The following is a 20,246-nucleotide window of genomic DNA, read 5'->3' on the forward strand; positions in this document are numbered from 1 at the left end:
AAGCAACTTAGCACGGTAGCGGACACAGGGAGCGCCACATGGCCCATACGAACTTCAAGATCGAAACCGACGCCGACGGTGTTGCGGTTGTCACCTGGGACATTCCCGGCCGTTCGATGAATGTGCTCGACGTCACCACCATCGAAGAACTCGGCGCCATCGTCGACCAGGTCACCGCCGATACCGCCATCAAGGGCGTCATCGTCACGTCGGGCAAGGACGCGTTTTCCGCCGGTGCCGACCTGTCGATGCTGGAGGGCATGAACAAGGCCTTCGCCGCCGCCCGTAAGGAGCACGGCGAGGAAGCCGCGCAAAAGTTGCTGTTCGACGAGAGCCGCAAGCTGTCGCTGACGCTGCGCAAGATCGAGACCTCCGGCAAGCCGTGGGTCGCGGCCATCAACGGCCTGGCGATGGGCGGCGCATTCGAACTGACGCTGGCGTGCCACTACCGTGTCGCGGCGGATAATCCGAAGACCCGGCTCGGTCTGCCCGAGATCAAGGTCGGCCTGTTTCCCGGCGGCGGCGGCACACAGCGCATCGCGCGCATGCTGCAGCCGCAGGACACCATGCAGATGCTGCTGAAGGGCGAGGCGATCAACCTCACCAAGGCCAAGGCGATGAAGTTGGTCGATGCGGTGGTGCCTGCCGCCGACATGATTTCTGCCGCCAAGGAATGGATCAAGGCCGGCGGCAAGGCCGTGGCGCCGTGGGACGAGAAGGGTTTTAAATTGCCCGGCGGCCCGGTGTACTCGAAGCAGGGCATGCAGATGTTCCCGGCCGGCAACGCCATCTATCGCCGCGAGACGTTCGACAATTATCCGGCGGCCCGCGCCATCATGCAGTGCGTCTATGAAGGCCTGCGGCTGCCGATGGATGCCGCGCTGCGCGTCGAGTCGCGCTACTTCGCCAAGATCCTGCAGAGCAAGGAAGCGGCGGCGATGATCCGCAGCCTGTTCATCTCCATGCAGGAACTGACCAAGGGTGCGCGCCGTCCGCAGAACGTGCCGCCGACCAAGGTCAAGAAGCTTGCGGTCATCGGTGCCGGCTTCATGGGCGCCTCGGTCGGCTTCGTCTCGGCGCGCGGCGGCATGGACGTGGTGCTGATCGATCGCGACCAGGCCAGCGCCGACAAGGGTCTCGGCCATTGCGAGGCGGCCATCGATGCGCTGATCAGCAAGGGTCGCGCCAAGGAAGCCGACAAGGCGGCGCTGATGGCCAGGATCACCGCCACCGCCGACTTCGACGTGATCAAGGACTGCGACCTCGTCATCGAGGCGGTGTTCGAGGATCGTGCGGTGAAAGCCGAGATCTACAAGAAGGTGCAGCCGCTCCTGAAGGAAGGCGCGATCATTGCGTCGAACACCTCGACGCTGCCGATCAACTCGCTGGCCGAAGAGTTTACCGACCAGTCGAAGTTCATCGGCATCCACTTCTTCTCCCCGGTGGAGAAGATGATGCTGGTGGAGATCATCGTCGGCAAGAACACCGGCGACGTGGCGCTGGCCACCGCGCTGGACTACGTCCGCGTGATCGGCAAGACGCCGATCGTGGTCAACGACTCCCGCGGCTTCTTCGCCAACCGCTGCGTGTTGCGCTTCACCGCCGAAGGGCTGGAAATGCTGATGGAAGGCGTGCCGCCGGCGATGATCGAGAACACCGCCAAGATGGCCGGCATGCCGGTCGGGCCATTGTCGCTGTCGGATGAAATCGCGCTCGATCTGGTGCTGAAGATCATGAAGGCCACCGAGGCCGATCTCGGCGCCCAGGCCGTCGACCAGGCGCAGAAGAAGCTGATCGTCGAGATGGTCGAGAAGCAGGAGCGTTTCGGCCGCAAGAACGGCAAGGGCTTTTACGAGTATCCGCCCAAGGGCAAGGGCTCGAAGAGCCTGTGGCAGGGGCTGGGCGCGCTGGTGCCGAAGCCGGTCGATCCCGATACGCTGGATGTCGAGGAGCTGAAGCAACGCTTCCTCGTCGTGCAGGCGGTGGAAGCCGCGCGCACAGTGGAGGATCACGTGATTACCGATCCGCGCGAGGCCGATGTCGGCTCGATCCTCGGCTTCGGCTTCGCGCCGTTCACCGGCGGCACGCTGAGCTACATCGACTTCATGGGCACCAAGAAGTTCGTGGAGTTGTGCCACAAGCTGGAGGCGAAATACGGCTCGCGCTTCACCCCGCCGAAGCTGCTCGAAGACATGGCCGCCAAGGGCGAGACCTTCTACGGCCGCTTCCCGCCGAAGAAGCTGGCGGCGGCGTAGTTTTATAGATCTACAGCACACTCACTTGTCATCCCCGCGCATGCGGGGATCCAGTAACCGCAGGCGTTTGTGATTGATCACAACCGGTTGCGACTACTGGGTCGCCCGGTCCAGGCGCGCAATTGCGCGCCTGGCCGGGCGACGACAGTTACAGCGGATGGTGCGAGTTCGCGCCGAAGAAGCTGGCGCGGCATAAGCGAAGCGCCCTTGCTTTCCCCTCTCCCCCAAACGCGGCGAAGCTGCGTGCAGGTGGGAGAGGGTGGATCGAAGCCCGCGAAGCGGGTTCGAGACGGGAGAGGGGGCCCTTGCTTCGGAGCGTTTGGCTCTCCCTCTCCCGCCTTCGCTGCGCCATAGCCGATGCTGCGCATCGGCGTCTATTTAAGAACGGCGGCCGAAGGCCGCCTGCGCACCCTCTCCCGCGGCGCGCAGCTTCGCTGCGCTGGGGGAGAGGGAAGAAAGAGCGACTCACGCCGCCCTCATCAGGTCTTTCTCGGTCAGCGCTTCCTGCACCTTCGCCGGCGCGTGACGCTCAGTTCCCGGCCCGGTTCTGTCGATCGTAATATTGCGGCATTGAACCCGGCTCCAGATCCTGCTCCGAGCGCCGCCCGAGAAAGAACAGGCCGCTGGCGGCGTCAGCCTTGGCCCGGCGACTGCCGAAGCCGTCGAAAAATCTGACCCAGAAGAACGGCAGGGCGGCAAGGCGGGACACGCCATCTCCGACGCCGAACGCCCTGACCAGATACCGGATCGACCACAGCAGCGCGACGCCGCCCCCGGTCACCGGCCCAGCGCTGATTTCCGTAAAGGACTTGAACAGCCAGCGATGCCCGCTCTGGGTATAGCGGGTGAAGTCGTATGCCCGCTCGTGGACCTGCTGCATGAACGGCGTTTCGGCGTAGACCAGACCGTCTTTCCGAAGCACCCGGTGGATTTCCGAGACCACGTTGATCGGATCGAGGACATGTTCAAGCACAGCCTGAATCCAGACACCGTCGAATGATTGATCCACGAATGGCAGCCGATGGGCGTCAGCCACCAGCGTGGTGTAGGGCGATGAAAAGACATCCGTTCCGACCACATTGAGGGCCGGGTCGTCGTAGAGCGGCCCTGCGCCCAAGCCAACCTTTGCCCCGCCGATCACCAGGATGAGAGGCCTTGCGGATCGGCTTTTTGCCAAAGCGATGAATGATCTGCAGTTCGCATCGGCGACCGGGTTCTTGCCGAATGTGAACCGGTGCAGCCGGGAGCCGATCGAATGGTTCTGGACATCGCGGTCGAGCACCGAGCCGCTGTGGTTATGATAGGTCGCACGCTCGAAAATGCTGGCCTCGAAATCGATGAGAACTTGCTGCCCGTCGACCATGGGAAATCCCGCGCGGGCGTATTCGCATTCCGCATTCGAGCAACGGGATTGCGCGCCCTGAAAGGCGATGGGGGATCTGCAGCGGGGGCAACAGGTGATGTCGCTCAAATCCTGGCTGTCATCAGCCGAAATCGTGGATGTCGGATTGTTCAGCATGATCGATCCGTACCTTTCGCAAATGCAAATGAGGTACCCATGCGGCCTCGCTGCAGTCTGAGAATGCGGCGTGCTCTGACCATGGCGGATCCGTGACGCGAAGGTGAATGATTGCGGCTTATCTAATGCGGGATACCTTTGCCGGGGCGCGCGGGTCTTCGCCGGCGGATCAAAACAAAAAGGGCCGGATCACCGATCCGGCCCTTTGCTCGCAAGCAGCGAAAATTCTCACGCCGCCTTCATCAGGCCTTCCTTGGTCAGCGCTTCCTGCACCTTCGGCCGCGCCGCGACGCGGGCCTTGTATGCCATCAGGTTCTTGAACTCCGAGAGGTCGATGCTCATCCGGTCGGCCCAGGCCAGCATGACGAACAGATAGCCGTCGGCGACGCTGAAATCCTTGCCTAGCAGGTAGTCGCGACCGGCAAGCGAGTCATCGATATACTTGAACTTGCCCATCAAGCGGGTCTTGAAGAAGCCCTTCACGGTGTCGTCGAAGGCGGGCTGGAACAGCGGGCTGAAATTCTTGTGCAACTCGCCGTTGATGTAGGTCAGCCATTGCTGCAGATGGCGGCGGGCATCGCTGCCCTGTGCCGGCGCCAGGTTCTTGGTCGAGGCCTGGTCGGCGATGTACTGCACGATCACCGGACCCTCGGTGACCATCTCGCCATTGTCGAGGCCGAGCGCCGGCACCTGGCCCTTGGGATTGATGGCGAGATAGTCGTCGCCGTTTTCCAGCTTCTTGGCCTTGAGGTCGACCTTGACGAGGTCGTAGGGGAGACCCGCTTCCAGAAGTGCGATATGCGGCGACAGGGAGCAGGCGCCGGGCGAATAATACAGCTTCATCGGGATTTCCTCCGTGGTGGTTATTGGCTTAACCAAACGCGTGACTAAATGCAGTTGCATGGAATAGTCAAGATTGATGCGGCTGCATCAAGTGCGCTAGGGTGCTCCCCAGCATGATGGATCGCCGATGAAACGCAAACCCTCCCTTGAGGCCACAGCCGCCTGGATCCGCCTGGTGCGGGTGCAGAGCCGGGTGCTGGACGCCGTTGAGCAGGATCTCAAGCGCGCCGGCTTCCCGCCGCTGGCGTGGTACGACGCGCTGCTCGAGCTGTCGCGCGCGCCGTCCGGCGAAATGCGGCCCGTGGAATTGGAAAAGCAGATGCTGATCCCGCAATATTCGACCTCGCGGCTGATCGACCGGCTGGTGGACGAGGGGCTTGCCGCGCGCCGCGAATGCAAGATGGACAAGCGTGGGCTGTTCGTGGAGATCACCGAAACCGGGCGCGACCTGCAGAAGCGGATGTGCTGCGCCTATTCCACCGCCATCGAGAAGCACGTCGGCTCGAAATTGTCGGATTCCGACGCCGCCAAATTGTGCGGCCTGCTCGACCGGCTCGGCTGCGCATGCCAAGAAGCGGCGGTGCCGGCCGCCAGAGACGCCGCGTCGGCCCGATGAACCTTATTGTACCTCCTGCGTCTGCGACCATCCCGGTCCGCAGCCGTCCCCGACACTGCGCGCGCGTGATCGCTGCGCCCTGCATCCGGAATTTCCATGGCGCGTGACCAGATCGATATGACGCCGCTGCAGTCGCGCGACGAACTCGTGGCGTGGATCGAGGCCGGCGTGAAGCCGCCGTCGGAATTCCGCATCGGCACCGAGCACGAGAAGACGCCGTTCACCCTGCAGGGCCACCACCCAGTGCCCTATGCCGGCGGCCGCGGCATCGAGGCGCTGCTGGAGGGCATGAAGCTGCTGCTCGGCTGGGAGCCGATCATGGAGGGCAAGCATATCATCGGCCTCTATGACGTGACCGGCGGCGGCGCCATCTCGCTGGAGCCCGGCGGCCAGTTCGAACTGTCCGGCGCGCCGGTAGAGACCGTGCACCAGACCCAGTCCGAGCTGATGGCGCATCTGGCGCAGGTGCGCGAAGTCGCCACTCCGCTCGGCATCGGCTTCCTCGGGCTCGGCATGACGCCATCGTGGTCGCGCGAGCAGATCCCGGTGATGCCCAAGGGCCGCTACAAGATCATGACCAACTACATGCCGAAGGTCGGCCAATACGGCCTCGACATGATGTATCGCACCTGCACTGTGCAGACCAACCTCGACTTCTCCTCGGAAGCCGACATGGTCAAGAAGCTGCGCGTCTCCGTGGCGCTGCAGCCGATCGCCACCGCATTGTTCGCCAATTCGCCGTTCACCGAAGGCAAGCCGAACGGCTTCCTGTCGTTCCGCTCGGAGATCTGGCGCGACACCGACAATGCCCGCTCCGGCATGATCCCGTGGGCGTTCGAGGACGGCATGGGATTCGAGCGCTGGGTCGATTATGCCCTCGACGTTCCCATGTATTTCGTCAAGCGCGGCGACGAGTACATCGACGTGTCCGGCTCCTCGTTCCGCGATTTCTTTGCCGGCTGCAACAAGATGATGCCCGGCGAAAAGCCGACCCTGTCGGACTGGGCCAACCACCTGTCGACGATCTTTCCGGAGGTGCGGCTGAAGCGCTACCTGGAGATGCGCGGCGCCGACGGCGTGCCGTGGGGCCGCTTGCCGGCGCTGCCGGCCTTCTGGGTCGGGCTGCTCTATGACGACGTTTCGCTCGACGCCGCCTGGGAGATGGTCAAGGACTGGACCGCCGAGGAGCGTCAGTCGCTGCGCGACCAGGTGCCGACGCTCGGGTTCAAGGCCAAGATCGGCGACCGCTACCTGTTCGAGATCGCCAAGGAGTGCATGGCGCTGGCCCATGCCGGGCTGCGCCGCCGCGGCCGGCTCGACCAGGGCGGCCGCGACGAGTCGCGGCACCTCGAGCCGCTCGACCGCATCATCGACGCCGGGAAGTCCCCGGCCGAGGAGATGCTGGACAAGTTCCACGGCTCCTGGCAGCACTCGGTGGAACCGGCCTACGCGGAATATCGCTTCTAGATCAGCGGCTTGCATGATTCTGCACAGCCGTTCATCCTTGGTACAGGAAGCTGGCGGTCAAATAGCGGCTCGCGCCGCTCCAGCGCCTGCCGAAAGCAACCGTCGATGTCGAGGAACTGCCTGATCAGAGCGTGCTGGGCCGCGTTCGCCCTGCTGGCACTGGTGGCTGGACCGGCAGGCGGGCAGACCAATTTCGACCGCCCCGGCGCCGACTATTCGCGCTCGCTGTCGCGGTCCGGCGATCCTGCCGAATGCGCGCTGATGTGCGAACGCGATCGCCGCTGCCGTGCCTGGAGTTTCAACTATCCGAGCGACAAATCCGAAGATGCGGTGTGCTGGCTGAAAGACAAGGTGCCGCCGCGCATCGAAAGCTTCTGCTGCGTCTCCGGCGTCCGTGGCGCCGGTGTCATCGAGCGGCGCACCGGTCCGGTGGAGACCTCCATCGACCGCTTCGGCGGCGACTACAAGAACTTCGAGATCAAGCCGGACGACAAGACCCGCAGCGACGAAGCCTGCCGCTCTGCCTGCGAATCCGACAACAAATGCCGCGCCTGGACCTATGCACGGCCCGGCTACGCCGGCCGCGGCGCGCATTGTTTCCTGAAGGACGACATCAAGCCGCCGCGACGCAGGCCGGGATTCACCTCTGGCGTGGTGCGGTAACGACGCGCGAACGGCTCATGGTGTCCATCGACGCCAGAAACGGGAGCAGAGGCGCGATCGTTTATTCTCTAAAGCTGCGTAACACCCCCGGTATTGGCCCGTATCTTCGTCACGGAACCTTGCTTTTGGTCCGCCGCTGCTCAACGCTTCCGATTGAGGATTTTATGATGATCTCGCGCAGATTGTTCGCCGCTGTTGCCGTTGCCTCGACCATGGCTGCCGTCGCATGGTTGCCGTCAGCGGTCGCCAGCGACACGGTTGTTCCGTTTTCACCGGCGGCCTTCAAGGCCGCGCAGGCGTCGGGCAGCCCGATCCTGGTCGAGATCCACGCCGACTGGTGCCCGACTTGCAAGGCACAGAAGCCGATCCTGGAGCGCCTGACCTCGAATGCGAAGTTCAAGGACCTGAAGGTGTTCCGGGTCGATTTCGATGCGCAGAAGGCCGATGTCAAAGCGTTCGGCGCGCAGATGCAGTCGACCCTGATTGTCTTCAAGGGCGCCAAGGAAGAAGGCCGCTCGGTCGGCGACACCAAGGAAGCGTCAATCGCATCGCTGCTCGACAAGAGCCTCTAGCCTTCCATGACCTCGCTTGCGTTGGCCTTCGCGGCCGGGCTGCTGTCGATCCTGTCGCCTTGCGTGTTGCCGCTGGTCCCCATCGTGCTGGGTGCCGCGGTGACCGAGCACCGGCTTGGCGCCGTGGCGCTGGCGGCGGGATTGGCGGTATCCTTCACCTTGCTGGGGCTGTTGCTGGCATTGGTCGGCTTCAGCCTCGGCATTGACGCGTCGGTGTTTCGCGCCGTCGCGGCGGTCATCATGATCGCGCTTGGTACGGTGCTGCTGGTACCGGTCTGGCAGGTCCGCCTCGCCGCGGCGGGCGGGCCGATCTCGGGCTGGGCCGATCGGCAGTTCGGCGGCGGTGCGTCGTCGGGTCTCGGTGGACAGTTTGCCATCGGCCTTTTGCTCGGCGCGGTGTGGTCGCCCTGCGTCGGCCCGACGCTTGGCGCGGCCTCCCTGCTGGCGGCGCAGGGCAAGGACCTGCTGCGGGTGGCGCTGACCATGATCGTGTTCGGCATCGGCGCGGCATTGCCGCTGGTACTGCTCGGCGAATTGTCGCGCGCCACGCTGATGCGTCTGCGGACGCGACTGCTGTCCGCCGGCAAGTTCGGCAAGAGTCTGCTCGGCGTTGCCTTCATCGTCATCGGCGTGGCGATTGTCAGCGGCGCCGACAAGACGATCGAGGCCGTTCTGGTCAATACCTCGCCGCCATGGCTGACGGAACTGACGACGTCGTTCTAGTTCGTGGCTAGACTAGGTTTCCGGGCGGCAGCACTTCCAACTCCGGCCACAGCGTCAGCCAGCGCGCAGCCTTGGCCCGGTAGGCCTCAGCGGAAAAATTGGGCGTCAGGTTGGGCCGCACGATCATCGCCGCGACGTCGTCGAGACCTGCGGGAGCATAGACATCGATGTCGCCTTGGGCGTTGCGTCGAATCCCGACTTGGGTGCAGCGGGTGAGGAAGCGATCAATGCCGTCGGTGGCGCGCGTCAGTGCGGGATAGGGTGTCCCGTGCTTTTGCGGATACCACAGGTGAACGCGGGCCTGGTTGCGCAGTTCGATCCGTGCGCCGAGTCTGTCGGACAGGTCGCGAAGCGAGGCGATGACGCGGTCTTCGGCCTCCCAGGAAGGGTCGGGATCGAAGTAGAACACGTCATAGTCGTTGATGCCGTAATCGACCGCGCATCCGGTGAGCGCATTCCAGGCCGTTTGGGTCAAGGATCCCGCGACGATCCACGCGTCGGGGAGGGCGCGCCTGTCGAGTTCGTCGAATAGCGCCGTGTGGATGGGATTGCGCAGTGCTGCGTCGAGAAAATCAGCGGAGGTCATGGCACCGCGGTTCGGTCTTCAGTGCGTGGAGCCCGAACTCGTTCGGAATTCGGTTGCGGGCTCCAGTTGCTCTCAATGCACCCCGGTGAAAAACCGCGCCATGCGGAAGCCCGATAGCCAGTTGCTCACCGGCTGGCTGCGCACGCCGAGGTCCCAGGAGCCGACGATGGCGTCGACGCGGCCGACCAGGTTGTCCATCGGCAGCAGGCCGACGCCACCCTGCGACACCGGCACGCGGCTGTCGGCGGAGTTGTCGCGGTTGTCACCCATCACGAACAGATGGTCGGCAGGCACCGTGACTTCCGGCGTGTTGTCGAGCCGTCCATTGTCGTAAAGCTTGAAGATCGGGTGCGACACACCGCCGGGCAGCGTCTCGACATAGCGTCGCGCGGGCTCGCCGCCGCCATTGTCGTCCTCGGCCTTGCCGATGCCGTCGGCCATCACTTGCGTCGCCACGCCGTTGAGCCAGACCTGGCCCTGCTTCACCTGGACGCGGTCGCCGGGCAGGCCGATGACCCGCTTGACCCACACCTGCGAGCGGTCGCCGGGCCAGCGAAACACCACCACGTCGCCGCGGTTCGGCGTCGAAGCGAACACCCGGCCGGTTTCCGGGAACGAGACGTGGATCGGCAGCGAGGCCGTGCTGTAGCCATAGGGAAATTTGCTCGCCAGCAGCGCGTCGCCGATCAGCAGCGTCGGCTCCATGGAGGCCGACGGCACGTAGAACGGCTCCGCCAGCGCACCCTTGGCAACGAATACGACGGCGACGATGGCGGCGATCTGGCCGAGTTGCCCCGACCAGCGTCTTGCCGTGGCCGAAAATGATGTGGTGTCTGCTTCCGTGCTCACGATCCCGTTCCTCCGACCGTAATCTTGTCCATGCGTAGCGTCGGCTGGCCGACGCCAACCGGCACGCCCTGGCCGTGCTTGCCGCAGGTCCCGATGCCGTCATCGAGCGCCAGATCGTTGCCTATCATGCTGACGCGATGCAGGTCGGTCGGTCCGTTGCCGATCAGCATGGCGCCCTTCACCGGCGCACCGATCTTGCCGTTCTCGATCCTGTAGGCCTCGGTGCACTGGAATACGTACTTGCCGGAGGTTATGTCGACCTGTCCGCCGCCGAAGTTCACCGCATAGATGCCGTTCTTCACCGAGGCCAGAATCTCCGCCGGGTCGCGCTGTCCGCCCATCATGTAGGTGTTGGTCATGCGCGGCATCGGCACATGGGCATAGCCCTGGCGCCGGCCGTTGCCGGTCGGCTTCATGCCCATCAGCCGGGCGTTCTGGCGGTCCTGCATGTAGCCGGTCAGGATACCGTCCTCGATCAGCACGGTGCGGCTGGTCGGGGTGCCCTCGTCGTCGATGGACAACGATCCGCGGCGCGACGAGATGGTGCCGTCGTCGACCACGGTGACGCCCTTGGCCGCCACCTGCTGGCCCATCAGCCCGGCAAAGGCCGAGGTCTGCTTGCGGTTGAAATCGCCTTCCAGCCCGTGGCCGACGGCCTCGTGCAGCATCACGCCGGGCCAGCCCGGCCCGAGCACCACGTCCATCTCGCCGGCGGGGGCGGGGATCGATTCGAGATTGACCATGGCCTCGCGGATGGCGCCGTCGGCGGCGTCGCGCCAGGCCTTGGTCTCGATGAAGCGGGCATAGCCCTCGCGGCCGCCATAGCCCTTGCTGCCGCTTTCCTGGCGGTCGCCCTGACCGGCAACGACGGAGATGTTGACGCGGGTCAGCGGGCGGATGTCGCGATAGCTCTCGCCGTCCGGACGCAGGATTTCCACCACCTGCCAGGTGGCGCTGACGCTGACCGAGACCTGTCGAACCCGCGGATCCTTGTCGCGCACATAGGCATCGATCTCGGCGAGCAGTTTGACCTTGGCCTCGAAGCCGGGCGCATCGAGCGGGTTGTCGTCGCCATAGAGCCGCACATTGGTGTGCGCCGGCGCCGCCGCAAAGGTGCCGCTGTAGCCGCCGCGCACGGCATGCACGGCATCCGCGGCCCGGATCAGCGCCGGGATCGAGACGTCCGAGGAATGCGCATAGCCGACGGCATCATCTTTCACCGCGCGCAGGCCAAACCCCTGGGCGGTATCATAGGTCGCCTGCTTCAGCCGGCCGTTGTCGAACCCCAGCGCCTCGCTCTGGCTGTATTCCAGGAACAGCTCGCCGTCGTCGGCGCCCTCGAGGCCCCGGATCGGCTGCTGGCGCACCTGGTCGCGGTCGAGATTGGCGCGGTCGATCAGGGAGGTGGTGGCGGGGCTGGTCATGAAGGCTCCGGGGCAATGGCGTTGTGGCACTGAAGATAGGCATTGCGGCGGAAGAAGGGGAGGGGAGTTTTCTCTCTTTACGTTCATGTTGGTGCTGCTGCGGCATCCGATGCGTGCTAGATTATCGGTATGGATTACCGTTCGATCGTCACCATTGAACCGGGCAAGCGCGGCGGTCGCCCCTGCATCCGTCATATGCGGATCGCCGTCGCGGACGTGCTGGGCTGGCTTGCCGCCGGCATGTCGCACTCTGAGATCATTGCCGATTTCCCGGAATTGACGGAAAGTGACATCCTCGCGACTCTGGCTTATGCGGCTGATCGCGAAAGGCGTTCGATCACAGCCCTGAAATGAAGCTGCTGTTCGACCAAAACCTGAGTTTCAGGCTTTGCGAGGCTATTGCCGATGTTCTTCCCGGTTCTATCCATGTCCGGCATGCCGGTATGGAAGCGGCGGACGATCGCACAATCTAGGAGTATGCCGAGCGCAATGGTTACACGATCGTCTCTCAGGACGCCGATTTCGCTGAGATGGCGATCCTGCTCGGTGGCCCGCCCAAAGTGATTTGGATCCGGGCCGGCAATCTGCCAACGATGGAGATAGCGTCGTTGCTGCGGCGTTACGCGCAGATCATTGCTGCGTTTGATGACGACGAAGCGGTCCGCCTCGAGATCTATTAGCCGTCACGTCGATTTTGCTGCGGCAAACCATAGTGGGCCAGCGCAACTGCTATGGCAGCTTGTCGTAGCCTTCGCCGATGCCGTTGAGGCTGAGCGGGAAGCCGATGCCTTCTTCGGGGGTCTCGAAGATGATGAAGGTAGCGGTCTTGGCGGTACGTAGCTGCCCGAGCAGCTTGTCGTCCATCACCACTTCGGCGACGCAGCCGTTAGGCAGGCAGCGCACGAAGCCGGCGCGGCCGACGTCGACGTTGTCCAGCTTGAGTCCGAGACCGGACGGCAGCAGCACGCCGAGCGGGGCAACCACCCGCATCAACTTGCTCTTCTGGTCGGCGGTTTTCAGCACGATCACGGTCAGGCCGGCATTGGAGCGGTCTTCGGCCACCACGCTCTGAATCAGGGCGCATTGCTCGGCCTGGGCGCCGGGCGGGGTGTCGCAACGGATCTGCCAGTCGCCATGGGTCGAGCGCACCGCGCCCTGGGCATGGCTGGCCGACGGCATGGCGGCGACGGCCGCCAGCGCCAGGCAGCCGGCTGCGAGACGACGCCAGCCGGCAAACGGCAAGGCGAGGCCCGTGGCCGATGTGTTCAAATGTTTCAAAAGCCCCATCAGGGTCTGTCCCTCGGCAAGTCGTCCGGGCAATGGACTGATACGGCAAAGACGGCGCCGTGAAGGCGTCCGTCGGACTCTGGCGCTACGGCGGCGAATCACCGCGCCGCGAGCCATCCCGCCTGTGCGTACATCGGGCCGTCAGCCTGTCAAGCGCCACCGGTATGGTCAAGCTGCAGTTTCGCTGAATTCGGTCCGGGAATTGTGGCGCCGGCACAATCCTTCCGGATGCATTGAACCCCGGTCCATTCCTGCATTGCGACCCGCCGCGAATTATGGTTTGAGAGGCTGGATTTCGACGCTTTCTAACAACCGGGCCTATGTCCGTTTGACGGGATGCGAGCTGAACAGCTTTTGCTGGGTAACACGGCGAACCGCCGGGCTATCTTGAGTTAGATCAATATGGGAGCGCGCGCGACATGAAGATGTCGAAGGGCCAGATTGGCCGCCGGTTGCTGGGGTTAGCGGTTGTTGGAGCCGGGCTCGCGTTGAGCGGGGCTGCGTTGGCCGAAATGGGTCAGCCCGCGCCCTGGGAATACAAGCTGCAGGAAGCCGCGACGCCGGTGATGGAAAACATCACCTGGTTTCACAATTTCCTGCTCTGGCTGATCACCGCCATCACTCTGTTCGTGCTGGTGCTGCTGATCATCGTCGTGGTCAAGTTCAACGCCAAGGCCAACCCGGTCCCCTCCAAGACCACTCACAACACCCTGATCGAGGTGGCGTGGACCCTGATCCCGGTGCTGATCCTTGTTGCCGTCGCGGTGCCGTCGTTCCGCCTGCTGTTCCTCGAGCTCGACATTCCCAAGGCCGACCTCACCGTCAAGGCGACCGGCAAGCAGTGGTACTGGAGCTACGCCTATCCCGACAACGGCAAGTTCGAATTTGACTCGCTGCTGGCCTCCGACAAGCAGCCGCGCCTGCTCGGCGTCGACAACGAGATGGTGGTGCCGGTCAACAAGGTGATCCGGGTCCAGACCACGGGCGCTGACGTGATCCATTCCTTCGCGGTGCCGTCGTTCGGCATCAAGATCGACTCGGTGCCGGGCCGGCTCAACGAGACCTGGTTCAAGGCGACCAAAGTCGGCATGTATTATGGCCAGTGCTCGGAGCTGTGCGGCAAGGATCATGCGTTCATGCCGATCGCGATCCGCGTTGTGAGCGACCAGGATTTCGCAGCCTGGATCGAGACCGCCAAGAAGAAATTCGCAACCAACCCGGGCAATACCTTTGCCTCGGCCGGGATCGCGGCGCAGTAAGCTCCGGCTTGCTGCTGTAACAGTTAAGGGCGACGGGGCCGCGAGGTCCAAAGACGACAAAGCAGGATTTGAAAATGGCAACGACCGCGGCAACACCGGCTCACGACGATCACGCCCATGACGATCATGCGCATGCCCATCCCACCGGATGGCGGCGCTACGTCTATTCGACGAACCATAAGGACATCGGCACGATGTACCTTATCTTCGCGATCGTGGCCGGCATCATCGGCGGCATCATGTCGATCCTGATCCGCATCGAGCTGATGTATCCGGGCGTTCAGATCTTCCACGAAAGCCATACCTACAACGTGTTCGTGACCTCGCACGGCCTGATCATGATCTTCTTCATGGTGATGCCGGCGATGATCGGCGGCTTCGGCAACTGGATGGTGCCGCTGATGATCGGCGCACCGGACATGGCGTTCCCGCGCATGAACAACGTGTCGTTCTGGCTGCTGCCCGCCGCCTTCGCGCTGCTGATCATCTCCACCTTCGTGGAAGGCGAGCCCGGCGCCAACGGCGTCGGTGCCGGCTGGACCATGTACGCGCCGCTGTCGACCTCGGGCCATCCCGGTCCGGCCGTCGACTTCGCGATCCTGGCGCTGCATCTCGCCGGTGCGTCGTCGATCCTCGGCGCCATCAACTTCATCACCACCATCTTCAACATGCGCGCGCCGGGCATGACCCTGCACAAGATGCCGCTGTTCGTGTGGTCGATCCTGGTCACCGTGTTCCTGTTGCTGCTGTCGCTGCCGGTTCTGGCCGGCGCCATCACCATGCTGCTCACCGACCGCAACTTCGGCACCACCTTCTTCGCGGCTGACGGCGGCGGCGATCCGATCCTGTTCCAGCATCTGTTCTGGTTCTTCGGTCACCCGGAAGTTTACATCCTCATCCTCCCGGGCTTCGGCATGATCTCGCAGATCATCTCGACCTTCTCCAAGAAGCCGGTGTTCGGCTATCTCGGCATGGCCTATGCGATGGTCGCCATCGGCGGCATCGGCTTCGTCGTCTGGGCGCACCACATGTACACTGTCGGCATGTCCAGCGCGACGCAGGCCTACTTCGTCGCCGCGACCATGGTGATCGCGGTCCCAACCGGCGTGAAGATCTTCTCCTGGATCGCCACGATGTGGGGCGGCTCGATCGAGTTCAAGGCGCCGATGCTGTGGGCTGTCGGCTTCATCTTCCTGTTCACCGTCGGCGGCGTGACCGGCGTCGTGCTGGCCAATGCCGGCGTCGACCGCGTGCTGCAGGATACCTACTACGTCGTCGCGCACTTCCACTACGTGCTGTCGCTCGGCGCCGTGTTCGCGATCTTCGCGGGCTGGTACTACTGGTTCCCGAAGATGTTCGGCTACATGTACTCGGACGCCATCGCCAAGGCGCACTTCTGGGTCACCTTCGTCGGCGTCAACCTGGTGTTCTTCCCGCAGCATTTCCTCGGCCTGTCGGGCATGCCGCGCCGCTACGTCGATTACCCCGATGCCTTCGCGGGCTGGAACCTGGTGTCATCGATCGGCTCCTACATCTCCGGCTTCGCGGTGTTGATCTTCCTGTGGGGCGTTGTCGATGCCTTCATGCGCAAGGAAAAGGCCGCCAACAGCCCGTGGGGTTCGGGCGCCACCACGCTGGAATGGACGCTGACCTCGCCGCCGCCGTTCCATCAGTTTGAAGTTCTGCCGCGCGTGCAGTAACGGCTTCGCGCGGCGCATCTTGCGCCGCGCCTTGAGTTGACGTCTCCGCCGCGACCGCAAGGTTGCCGGCGGAGACGCAGTTGAAAGAAGTGAGAACGCAATTGTCGGTACTCGACCAGAACGCCATCGACCTCACGATGCCCCGCATTTCCGAAGCGGGCGTCGCCGATTACATCGCGCTGCTGAAGCCGCGGGTGATGTCGCTGGTGGTGTTCACGGCTCTGGTCGGCTACGCGCTGGCCCCCGGCCATATCCATCCGGTGATGCTGTTCACCTCGATCCTGTGCATCGCGGTGGGCGGCGGCGCCTCCGGCGCGCTGAACATGTGGTACGAAGGCGACATCGACGCGCTGATGACGCGCACCGCCAACCGTCCGATCCCGCGCGGCCGAGTCACCCGGCCGGAAGCCCTGACCTTCGGCCTGGTGCTGGCGTTCTTCTCGGTGATGACACTCGGCATTCTCGTCAACTGGCTGGCCGGTGCGCTGCTGGCCTTCACCATCTTCTTCTATGTCGTGATCTACACCATCGCGCTGAAGCGCTGGACCGCGCAGAACATCGTGATCGGCGGCGCCGCCGGCGCCCTGCCGCCGGTGGTGGCGTGGGCCGCGGCGTCGGGATCGCTGTCGGTCGAGCCGCTGCTGCTGTTCCTGATCATCTTCTTCTGGACCCCGCCGCACTTCTGGGCGCTGGCGCTGTTCCGCAACGACGACTACTCGCGCGCCGGCGTGCCGATGCTGCCGGTGGTCGCCGGTCCCGACGCGACGCGGCTGCAGATCCTGCTCTATACGGTGGTGCTGGTGGCGATCGCCGTGGCGCCCTGGCCGCTCGGCTATTTCTCGGCGGTCTATGGCGTGGCGTCGCTGATCCTCGGCGCCGGCATGCTGTATTTCGCAATCAACGTCTACACCCGCCGCACCGGCAGCGCCGCGCTGCGCGCCACGCGAAAACTGTTTGCCTTCTCGATCCTGTATCTGTTCGCTCTGTTCGCCATCCTGCTGCTCGAGGTGGCCGTCCGCGCCATCTTGCCGCTGGTCTGGTAGAGGGATGCATGGTCCGATGGACAACAAGCCTAACCCGGTCAAGCCAGAGGGCATCGTCCTCACCGAAGCGCAGAAGAAGCGCCAGCGCGAGCGTTCGCTGGCGATCGCTTGGGCACTCGGCATTCTCGTGGTGCTGTTCTTCGCCGTCACTCTGGTCAAGGGACCGGGCGTTCTCGTCCGGCCGATGTGATTGACATGACCGACCGCACACCAGAGCAACCGACTGCCGCCAAGCCGCGCTTCCGCATCGGTGGCGATGTCAAGGTGGCGGCGTTGTGCGGCTTGCTGGTCGCCTTCATGGTCGGGGCATCCTACGCTGCGGTGCCGTTTTACAACTGGTTCTGCCGCTCCACCGGTTTCAATGGCACCACCCAGGTGGCGACCGCGGCGCCGAACTCCGGACCGCTCGCACGCACCATCGCGGTGCGCTTCGATTCCAACGTGTCGGGCGGGCTGCCGTGGAAGTTCGTGCCGGAGCAGACCGAGATCAACGTCAAGATCGGCGAAGTCGTCACCATCTTCTACACCGTGACCAACCGCTCGGCGCGGACCACCACCGCACAGGCCGCCTACAACGTGGCGCCGCTGACGGTCGGCGCGTATTTCCAGAAGATCAACTGCTTCTGCTTCACCGAACAGACGCTGGGCCCGGGCGAAACCCGCGAGATGCCGGTGGTGTTCTACGTCGATCCGGCGCTGGCCGCCGATCCGGAGCACGACAGCCTCAACAGCATCACCCTGTCCTATACGTTCTACCCCGTGCGCGATCCGGCGCCGAAGCCCTTGGCTTCGGGCGAGCCCGACAAGCGCAAGGGAAATCTTTGATACGCGTTTTGAATTCCTGAGACGAACTGGCTCCGGCGCAAACCGGGGCCGCTGACGGAGAGACCGCCATGGCCACCGCTGACGTAAAGCACCACGACTACCACCTCGTCGATCCCTCGCCGTGGCCGTTCGTCGGCTCGGTTGCCGCCTTCATCATGGCGGTCGGTGCCGTCAGCTGGATGCATCACATGTACGCCGCTGCGCCGATCGTGTTCGGCATCGGCACAATCGGCGTGCTCTACACTTTCGCCAGCTGGTGGGGCGACGTGATCAAGGAAGCCCAGTACAAGGGCGACCACACCCGCGTGGTGCAGATCAGCCACCGCTACGGCATGATCCTGTTCATCGCCTCGGAAGTCATGTTCTTCGTCGCCTGGTTCTGGGCGTTCTTCAACGCCTCGCTGTTCCCCGGCGATCCCGTCCACGTCACCCGCGAGGCGCTGTTCGGTGGTGTCTGGCCGCCGAAGGGTATCGAGACGTTCGATCCCTGGCACCTTCCGCTGCTCAACACGCTGATCCTGCTGACCTCGGGCACCACGGTGACCTGGGCGCATCACGCGCTGCTCGAAGGCGACCGCAAGGGCTTGAAGTACGGCCTGATCCTGACCATCCTGCTCGGCGCGCTGTTCTCCTGCGTGCAGGCCTATGAATACAGCCACGCCGCGTTCTCGTTCGCCGGCAACGTCTATGGCGCGACCTTCTTCATGGCCACCGGCTTCCATGGCTTCCACGTGCTGGTCGGCACCATCTTCCTGCTGGTCTGCCTGTTCCGCGCCTATGCCGGCCACTTCACGCCGAAGCAGCACCTCGGCTTCGAATTCGCCGCCTGGTACTGGCATTTCGTCGACGTGGTCTGGCTGTTCCTGTTCATCAGCATCTACGTCTGGGGCCGCGGCGCCGGCGCCATCGCCCACGCCGCGCACTGAACGCGTTGACGTGCTAGAAGAGGGCGGCCGCAGGGCCGCCCTTTTTCGTTTCGCTGACGATGCTTGCTTCTTCTTCCCCTCTCCCCCGCGCGCAGCGCAGCTGCGCGAAGGCGGGAGAGGGTGGACCGGACCAACGGGTCGGCGCAAAGTGCCGCCCGATGACAGGCTCCGTCCGGGCCGGGAGAGGGGGCAGCCCCAAGCGCCGGCCCCTCTCCCGCCTTCGCTGCGCGAAGGCACCCTCTCCCGCTGCGCAAAGCTTCGCTTTGCTGGGGGAGAGGGGAAGAAAGATGCCATGACCGATAGTGCTCCTTCCGTTACCCTCGCCCAGACCGTCCTCCGCGGCGTCGCCTGCAAATGCCCGCGCTGCGGCATTGGCAAGCTGTTCAAGGGCTTCATCGACCTGCGGCCGTCCTGCGAGAATTGCGGGCTCGATTACACCTTCATCGACACCGGCGACGGGCCGGCGATCTTCCTCATCATGATTGCCGGCGCCATCGTGGTCGGCTGCGCGCTGGTGGTGGAGATCAAGTACCAGCCGCCGTTCTGGCTGCATGCCGCTCTATGGCTGCCATTGATTCTGGCCACCACGCTGCTGCCGATGCGGTCGATGAAGTCGCTGCTGATCGCATTGCAGTTTCACCACAAGGCCGCGCCTGGCCGCCTGATCGATCGCGCCCCGAAATGACCGCTCACTCTGTGCCGCGTCGCGGCAGTATCGGCTTCGGCATCGTCACCCTGGTGATTGTCGCCGTGTTGCTCAGCCTCGGCTTCTGGCAGCTGCAGCGCCGCACCCAGAAGCATCTGCTGATCGCCGCCTTGACCGAGCGCCTTGCCGGCCAGCCGCAGCAATTGCCGGCACCGGCGCTCTGGCCGGCGCTGAGCCCGGAGCATGACGAATTCCGTCGCGTGACCTTCACTGCGACCTATGAGCCCAAGCCCGATGCCATGGTCTACGCTTCCGGCTCCGCGGTGCGCCTTGACATTTCCGGCCCGGTCACCTGGGCATTCATGCCGGCAAAACTCGCCGACGGCGCCACGGTGGTGATCAATGCCGGCGCGGTGCAGAACACCATGCAGGATCGGGCCCAGCAGGACCGCGCGGTCCAGCGCCTGGTCACCGGCGCGCCGGTGACGCTCACCGGCTATCTGCGCTTCCCCGAAGCCGCCGGCGCACTGACGCCGCATGACGATGTCAGCAAGCGGCTGTGGTTCACCCGCGACCAGCGCGCCATGGCCCAGGCGCTGAACTGGGGCGAGGTGGCGCCGTTCTATATCGACCTGGAATCGCCGGTGCCCGCCAGCAGCATTCCGAAGCCGGGCCCGCTCGAGGTCCAGCTCAAGGACGACCACATGCAATACGCTGTAACCTGGTTCGGCCTCGCCGCCGCCGTTCTGGTGGCGTTTGGTGTCTGGCTGAGGGGGCAGCGGAAGGCTTAGCCTCGTGTCCCGAACGCTGCGAGGTCCCGGCGCCTGCAACACACATCGCTGTCATCGCCCGGCCAGGTGCGCGCTTGCGCGTCTGGACCGGGCGCCCCAGTAAATACCGGCATCTGTGAGAAAGCCGCGGAACTTGCGTGTACTGGATCCCCGCATCCGCGGGGACAACGGAGCGTGGGGTGCCTGAGTACCGCATTTCCCCTTGCCTGCAAAACCCATTATGGTGGCCCGGCATTTCACCTGCGCGTGAGA

The 20,246-nt window shown here is 64.2% G+C and carries 21 protein-coding genes and 1 pseudogene; 16 read left to right on the forward strand and 6 right to left on the reverse strand.

What is annotated here, in order from left to right:
- The first annotated feature begins 38 nt into the window (after positions 1-38).
- Complete coding sequence (locus ACUXVA_RS08395) at positions 39-2,255, forward strand: 3-hydroxyacyl-CoA dehydrogenase NAD-binding domain-containing protein (protein ID WP_445491628.1); 2,217 nt, start codon at positions 39-41, stop codon at positions 2,253-2,255.
- A 529-nt stretch (positions 2,256-2,784) separates the two neighbouring features.
- Here the strand turns inward: ACUXVA_RS08395 and ACUXVA_RS08400 are convergent.
- The gene (locus ACUXVA_RS08400; RefSeq protein WP_265080724.1) at positions 2,785-3,774 is read right to left on the reverse strand and encodes a methyltransferase domain-containing protein; all 990 of its coding nucleotides are present in this window, start codon (positions 3,772-3,774) and stop codon (positions 2,785-2,787) included.
- Positions 3,775-4,002: 228 nt separating this feature from the next.
- Positions 4,003-4,617: a glutathione transferase GstA gene (gene gstA, locus ACUXVA_RS08405; RefSeq protein ID WP_265080723.1), complete on the reverse strand. Its 615-nt coding sequence runs from the start codon at positions 4,615-4,617 to the stop codon at positions 4,003-4,005.
- Between the two features lie 127 nt (positions 4,618-4,744).
- Here gstA and ACUXVA_RS08410 point away from each other — a divergent pair, with 127 nt between their 5' ends.
- The 5 genes from ACUXVA_RS08410 to ACUXVA_RS08430 all read left to right on the forward strand — a co-directional run bounded on the left by ACUXVA_RS08410 (position 4,745) and on the right by ACUXVA_RS08430 (position 8,658).
- Positions 4,745-5,233, forward strand: a complete 489-nt coding sequence (locus tag ACUXVA_RS08410) for a MarR family winged helix-turn-helix transcriptional regulator (RefSeq protein WP_265080722.1) — start codon at positions 4,745-4,747, stop codon at positions 5,231-5,233.
- 96 nt (positions 5,234-5,329) lie between these two features.
- Entirely contained in the window at positions 5,330-6,700 is a 1,371-nt protein-coding gene (locus ACUXVA_RS08415; RefSeq protein WP_265080721.1) for a glutamate--cysteine ligase, read from the forward strand.
- 105 nt (positions 6,701-6,805) lie between these two features.
- Complete coding sequence (locus ACUXVA_RS08420; protein ID WP_265080720.1) at positions 6,806-7,363, forward strand: PAN domain-containing protein; 558 nt, start codon at positions 6,806-6,808, stop codon at positions 7,361-7,363.
- A 212-nt stretch (positions 7,364-7,575) separates the two neighbouring features.
- Positions 7,576-7,935 (forward strand): thioredoxin family protein, encoded by a 360-nt coding sequence (locus ACUXVA_RS08425; protein WP_413776551.1) that lies wholly within the window; start codon positions 7,576-7,578, stop codon positions 7,933-7,935.
- A gap of 6 nt (positions 7,936-7,941) precedes the next feature.
- Positions 7,942-8,658, forward strand: coding sequence for a cytochrome c biogenesis CcdA family protein (locus tag ACUXVA_RS08430; RefSeq protein WP_265080719.1), 717 nt, complete (start codon positions 7,942-7,944; stop codon positions 8,656-8,658).
- A 7-nt stretch (positions 8,659-8,665) separates the two neighbouring features.
- Here ACUXVA_RS08430 and ACUXVA_RS08435 read toward each other — a convergent pair whose 3' ends face one another.
- The 3 genes from ACUXVA_RS08435 to tldD form a co-directional block, all read right to left on the reverse strand.
- Positions 8,666-9,244 (reverse strand): nucleotidyltransferase family protein, encoded by a 579-nt coding sequence (locus ACUXVA_RS08435; protein ID WP_265080717.1) that lies wholly within the window; start codon positions 9,242-9,244, stop codon positions 8,666-8,668.
- A 72-nt stretch (positions 9,245-9,316) separates the two neighbouring features.
- Complete coding sequence (gene lepB, locus ACUXVA_RS08440; RefSeq protein WP_265080716.1) at positions 9,317-10,093, reverse strand: signal peptidase I; 777 nt, start codon at positions 10,091-10,093, stop codon at positions 9,317-9,319.
- Positions 10,090-11,517, reverse strand: coding sequence for a metalloprotease TldD (gene tldD, locus ACUXVA_RS08445; protein WP_445491632.1), 1,428 nt, complete (start codon positions 11,515-11,517; stop codon positions 10,090-10,092). Before tldD ends, lepB begins: the two co-directional genes overlap by 4 nt.
- Positions 11,518-11,646: 129 nt before the next feature.
- Between tldD and ACUXVA_RS08450 the strand changes: the two genes are divergently transcribed.
- Both ACUXVA_RS08450 and ACUXVA_RS08455 read left to right on the forward strand, forming a co-directional pair.
- Positions 11,647-11,871, forward strand: a complete 225-nt coding sequence (locus ACUXVA_RS08450) for a DUF433 domain-containing protein (RefSeq protein WP_265080714.1) — start codon at positions 11,647-11,649, stop codon at positions 11,869-11,871.
- A pseudogene (locus tag ACUXVA_RS08455) lies at positions 11,868-12,197 on the forward strand (DUF5615 family PIN-like protein). Before ACUXVA_RS08450 ends, ACUXVA_RS08455 begins: the two are co-directional and overlap by 4 nt.
- 49 nt (positions 12,198-12,246) lie before the next feature.
- Here ACUXVA_RS08455 and ACUXVA_RS08460 read toward each other — a convergent pair.
- Positions 12,247-12,804, reverse strand: coding sequence for an invasion associated locus B family protein (locus ACUXVA_RS08460; RefSeq protein ID WP_265080713.1), 558 nt, complete (start codon positions 12,802-12,804; stop codon positions 12,247-12,249).
- Between the two features lie 419 nt (positions 12,805-13,223).
- On the opposite strand from ACUXVA_RS08460, the gene coxB reads away from it, so the two are divergent.
- The 8 genes from coxB (at position 13,224) to ACUXVA_RS08500 (ending at position 19,994) form a co-directional block, all read left to right on the forward strand.
- On the forward strand, positions 13,224-14,063 hold the full coding sequence (gene coxB / locus ACUXVA_RS08465) for a cytochrome c oxidase subunit II (protein ID WP_265080712.1): 840 nt from the start codon (positions 13,224-13,226) through the stop codon (positions 14,061-14,063).
- 74 nt (positions 14,064-14,137) lie between these two features.
- Positions 14,138-15,763: a cytochrome c oxidase subunit I gene (gene ctaD / locus ACUXVA_RS08470; RefSeq protein ID WP_265080711.1), complete on the forward strand. Its 1,626-nt coding sequence runs from the start codon at positions 14,138-14,140 to the stop codon at positions 15,761-15,763.
- A 101-nt stretch (positions 15,764-15,864) separates the two neighbouring features.
- Complete coding sequence (locus ACUXVA_RS08475; RefSeq protein WP_265083871.1) at positions 15,865-16,806, forward strand: heme o synthase; 942 nt, start codon at positions 15,865-15,867, stop codon at positions 16,804-16,806.
- 16 nt (positions 16,807-16,822) lie between these two features.
- Positions 16,823-16,996: a CoxF protein gene (locus ACUXVA_RS08480; RefSeq protein ID WP_265080710.1), complete on the forward strand. Its 174-nt coding sequence runs from the start codon at positions 16,823-16,825 to the stop codon at positions 16,994-16,996.
- A 5-nt stretch (positions 16,997-17,001) separates the two neighbouring features.
- Entirely contained in the window at positions 17,002-17,631 is a 630-nt protein-coding gene (locus ACUXVA_RS08485) for a cytochrome c oxidase assembly protein (protein WP_265080709.1), read from the forward strand.
- Positions 17,632-17,699: 68 nt separating this feature from the next.
- Positions 17,700-18,557 (forward strand): cytochrome c oxidase subunit 3, encoded by an 858-nt coding sequence (locus tag ACUXVA_RS08490; RefSeq protein ID WP_265080708.1) that lies wholly within the window; start codon positions 17,700-17,702, stop codon positions 18,555-18,557.
- Positions 18,558-18,849: 292 nt separating this feature from the next.
- Positions 18,850-19,242, forward strand: a complete 393-nt coding sequence (locus ACUXVA_RS08495) for a DUF983 domain-containing protein (RefSeq protein ID WP_265080707.1) — start codon at positions 18,850-18,852, stop codon at positions 19,240-19,242.
- Positions 19,239-19,994 carry an SURF1 family protein gene (locus ACUXVA_RS08500; protein ID WP_265080706.1) on the forward strand — a complete coding sequence of 252 codons (756 nt, stop codon included), beginning with the start codon at positions 19,239-19,241 and terminating at the stop codon, positions 19,992-19,994. The genes ACUXVA_RS08495 and ACUXVA_RS08500 overlap by 4 nt, the downstream gene beginning before the upstream one ends.
- Positions 19,995-20,246 lie beyond the last annotated feature (252 nt).

The organism is Rhodopseudomonas sp. RCAM05734 (assembly GCF_052658035.1).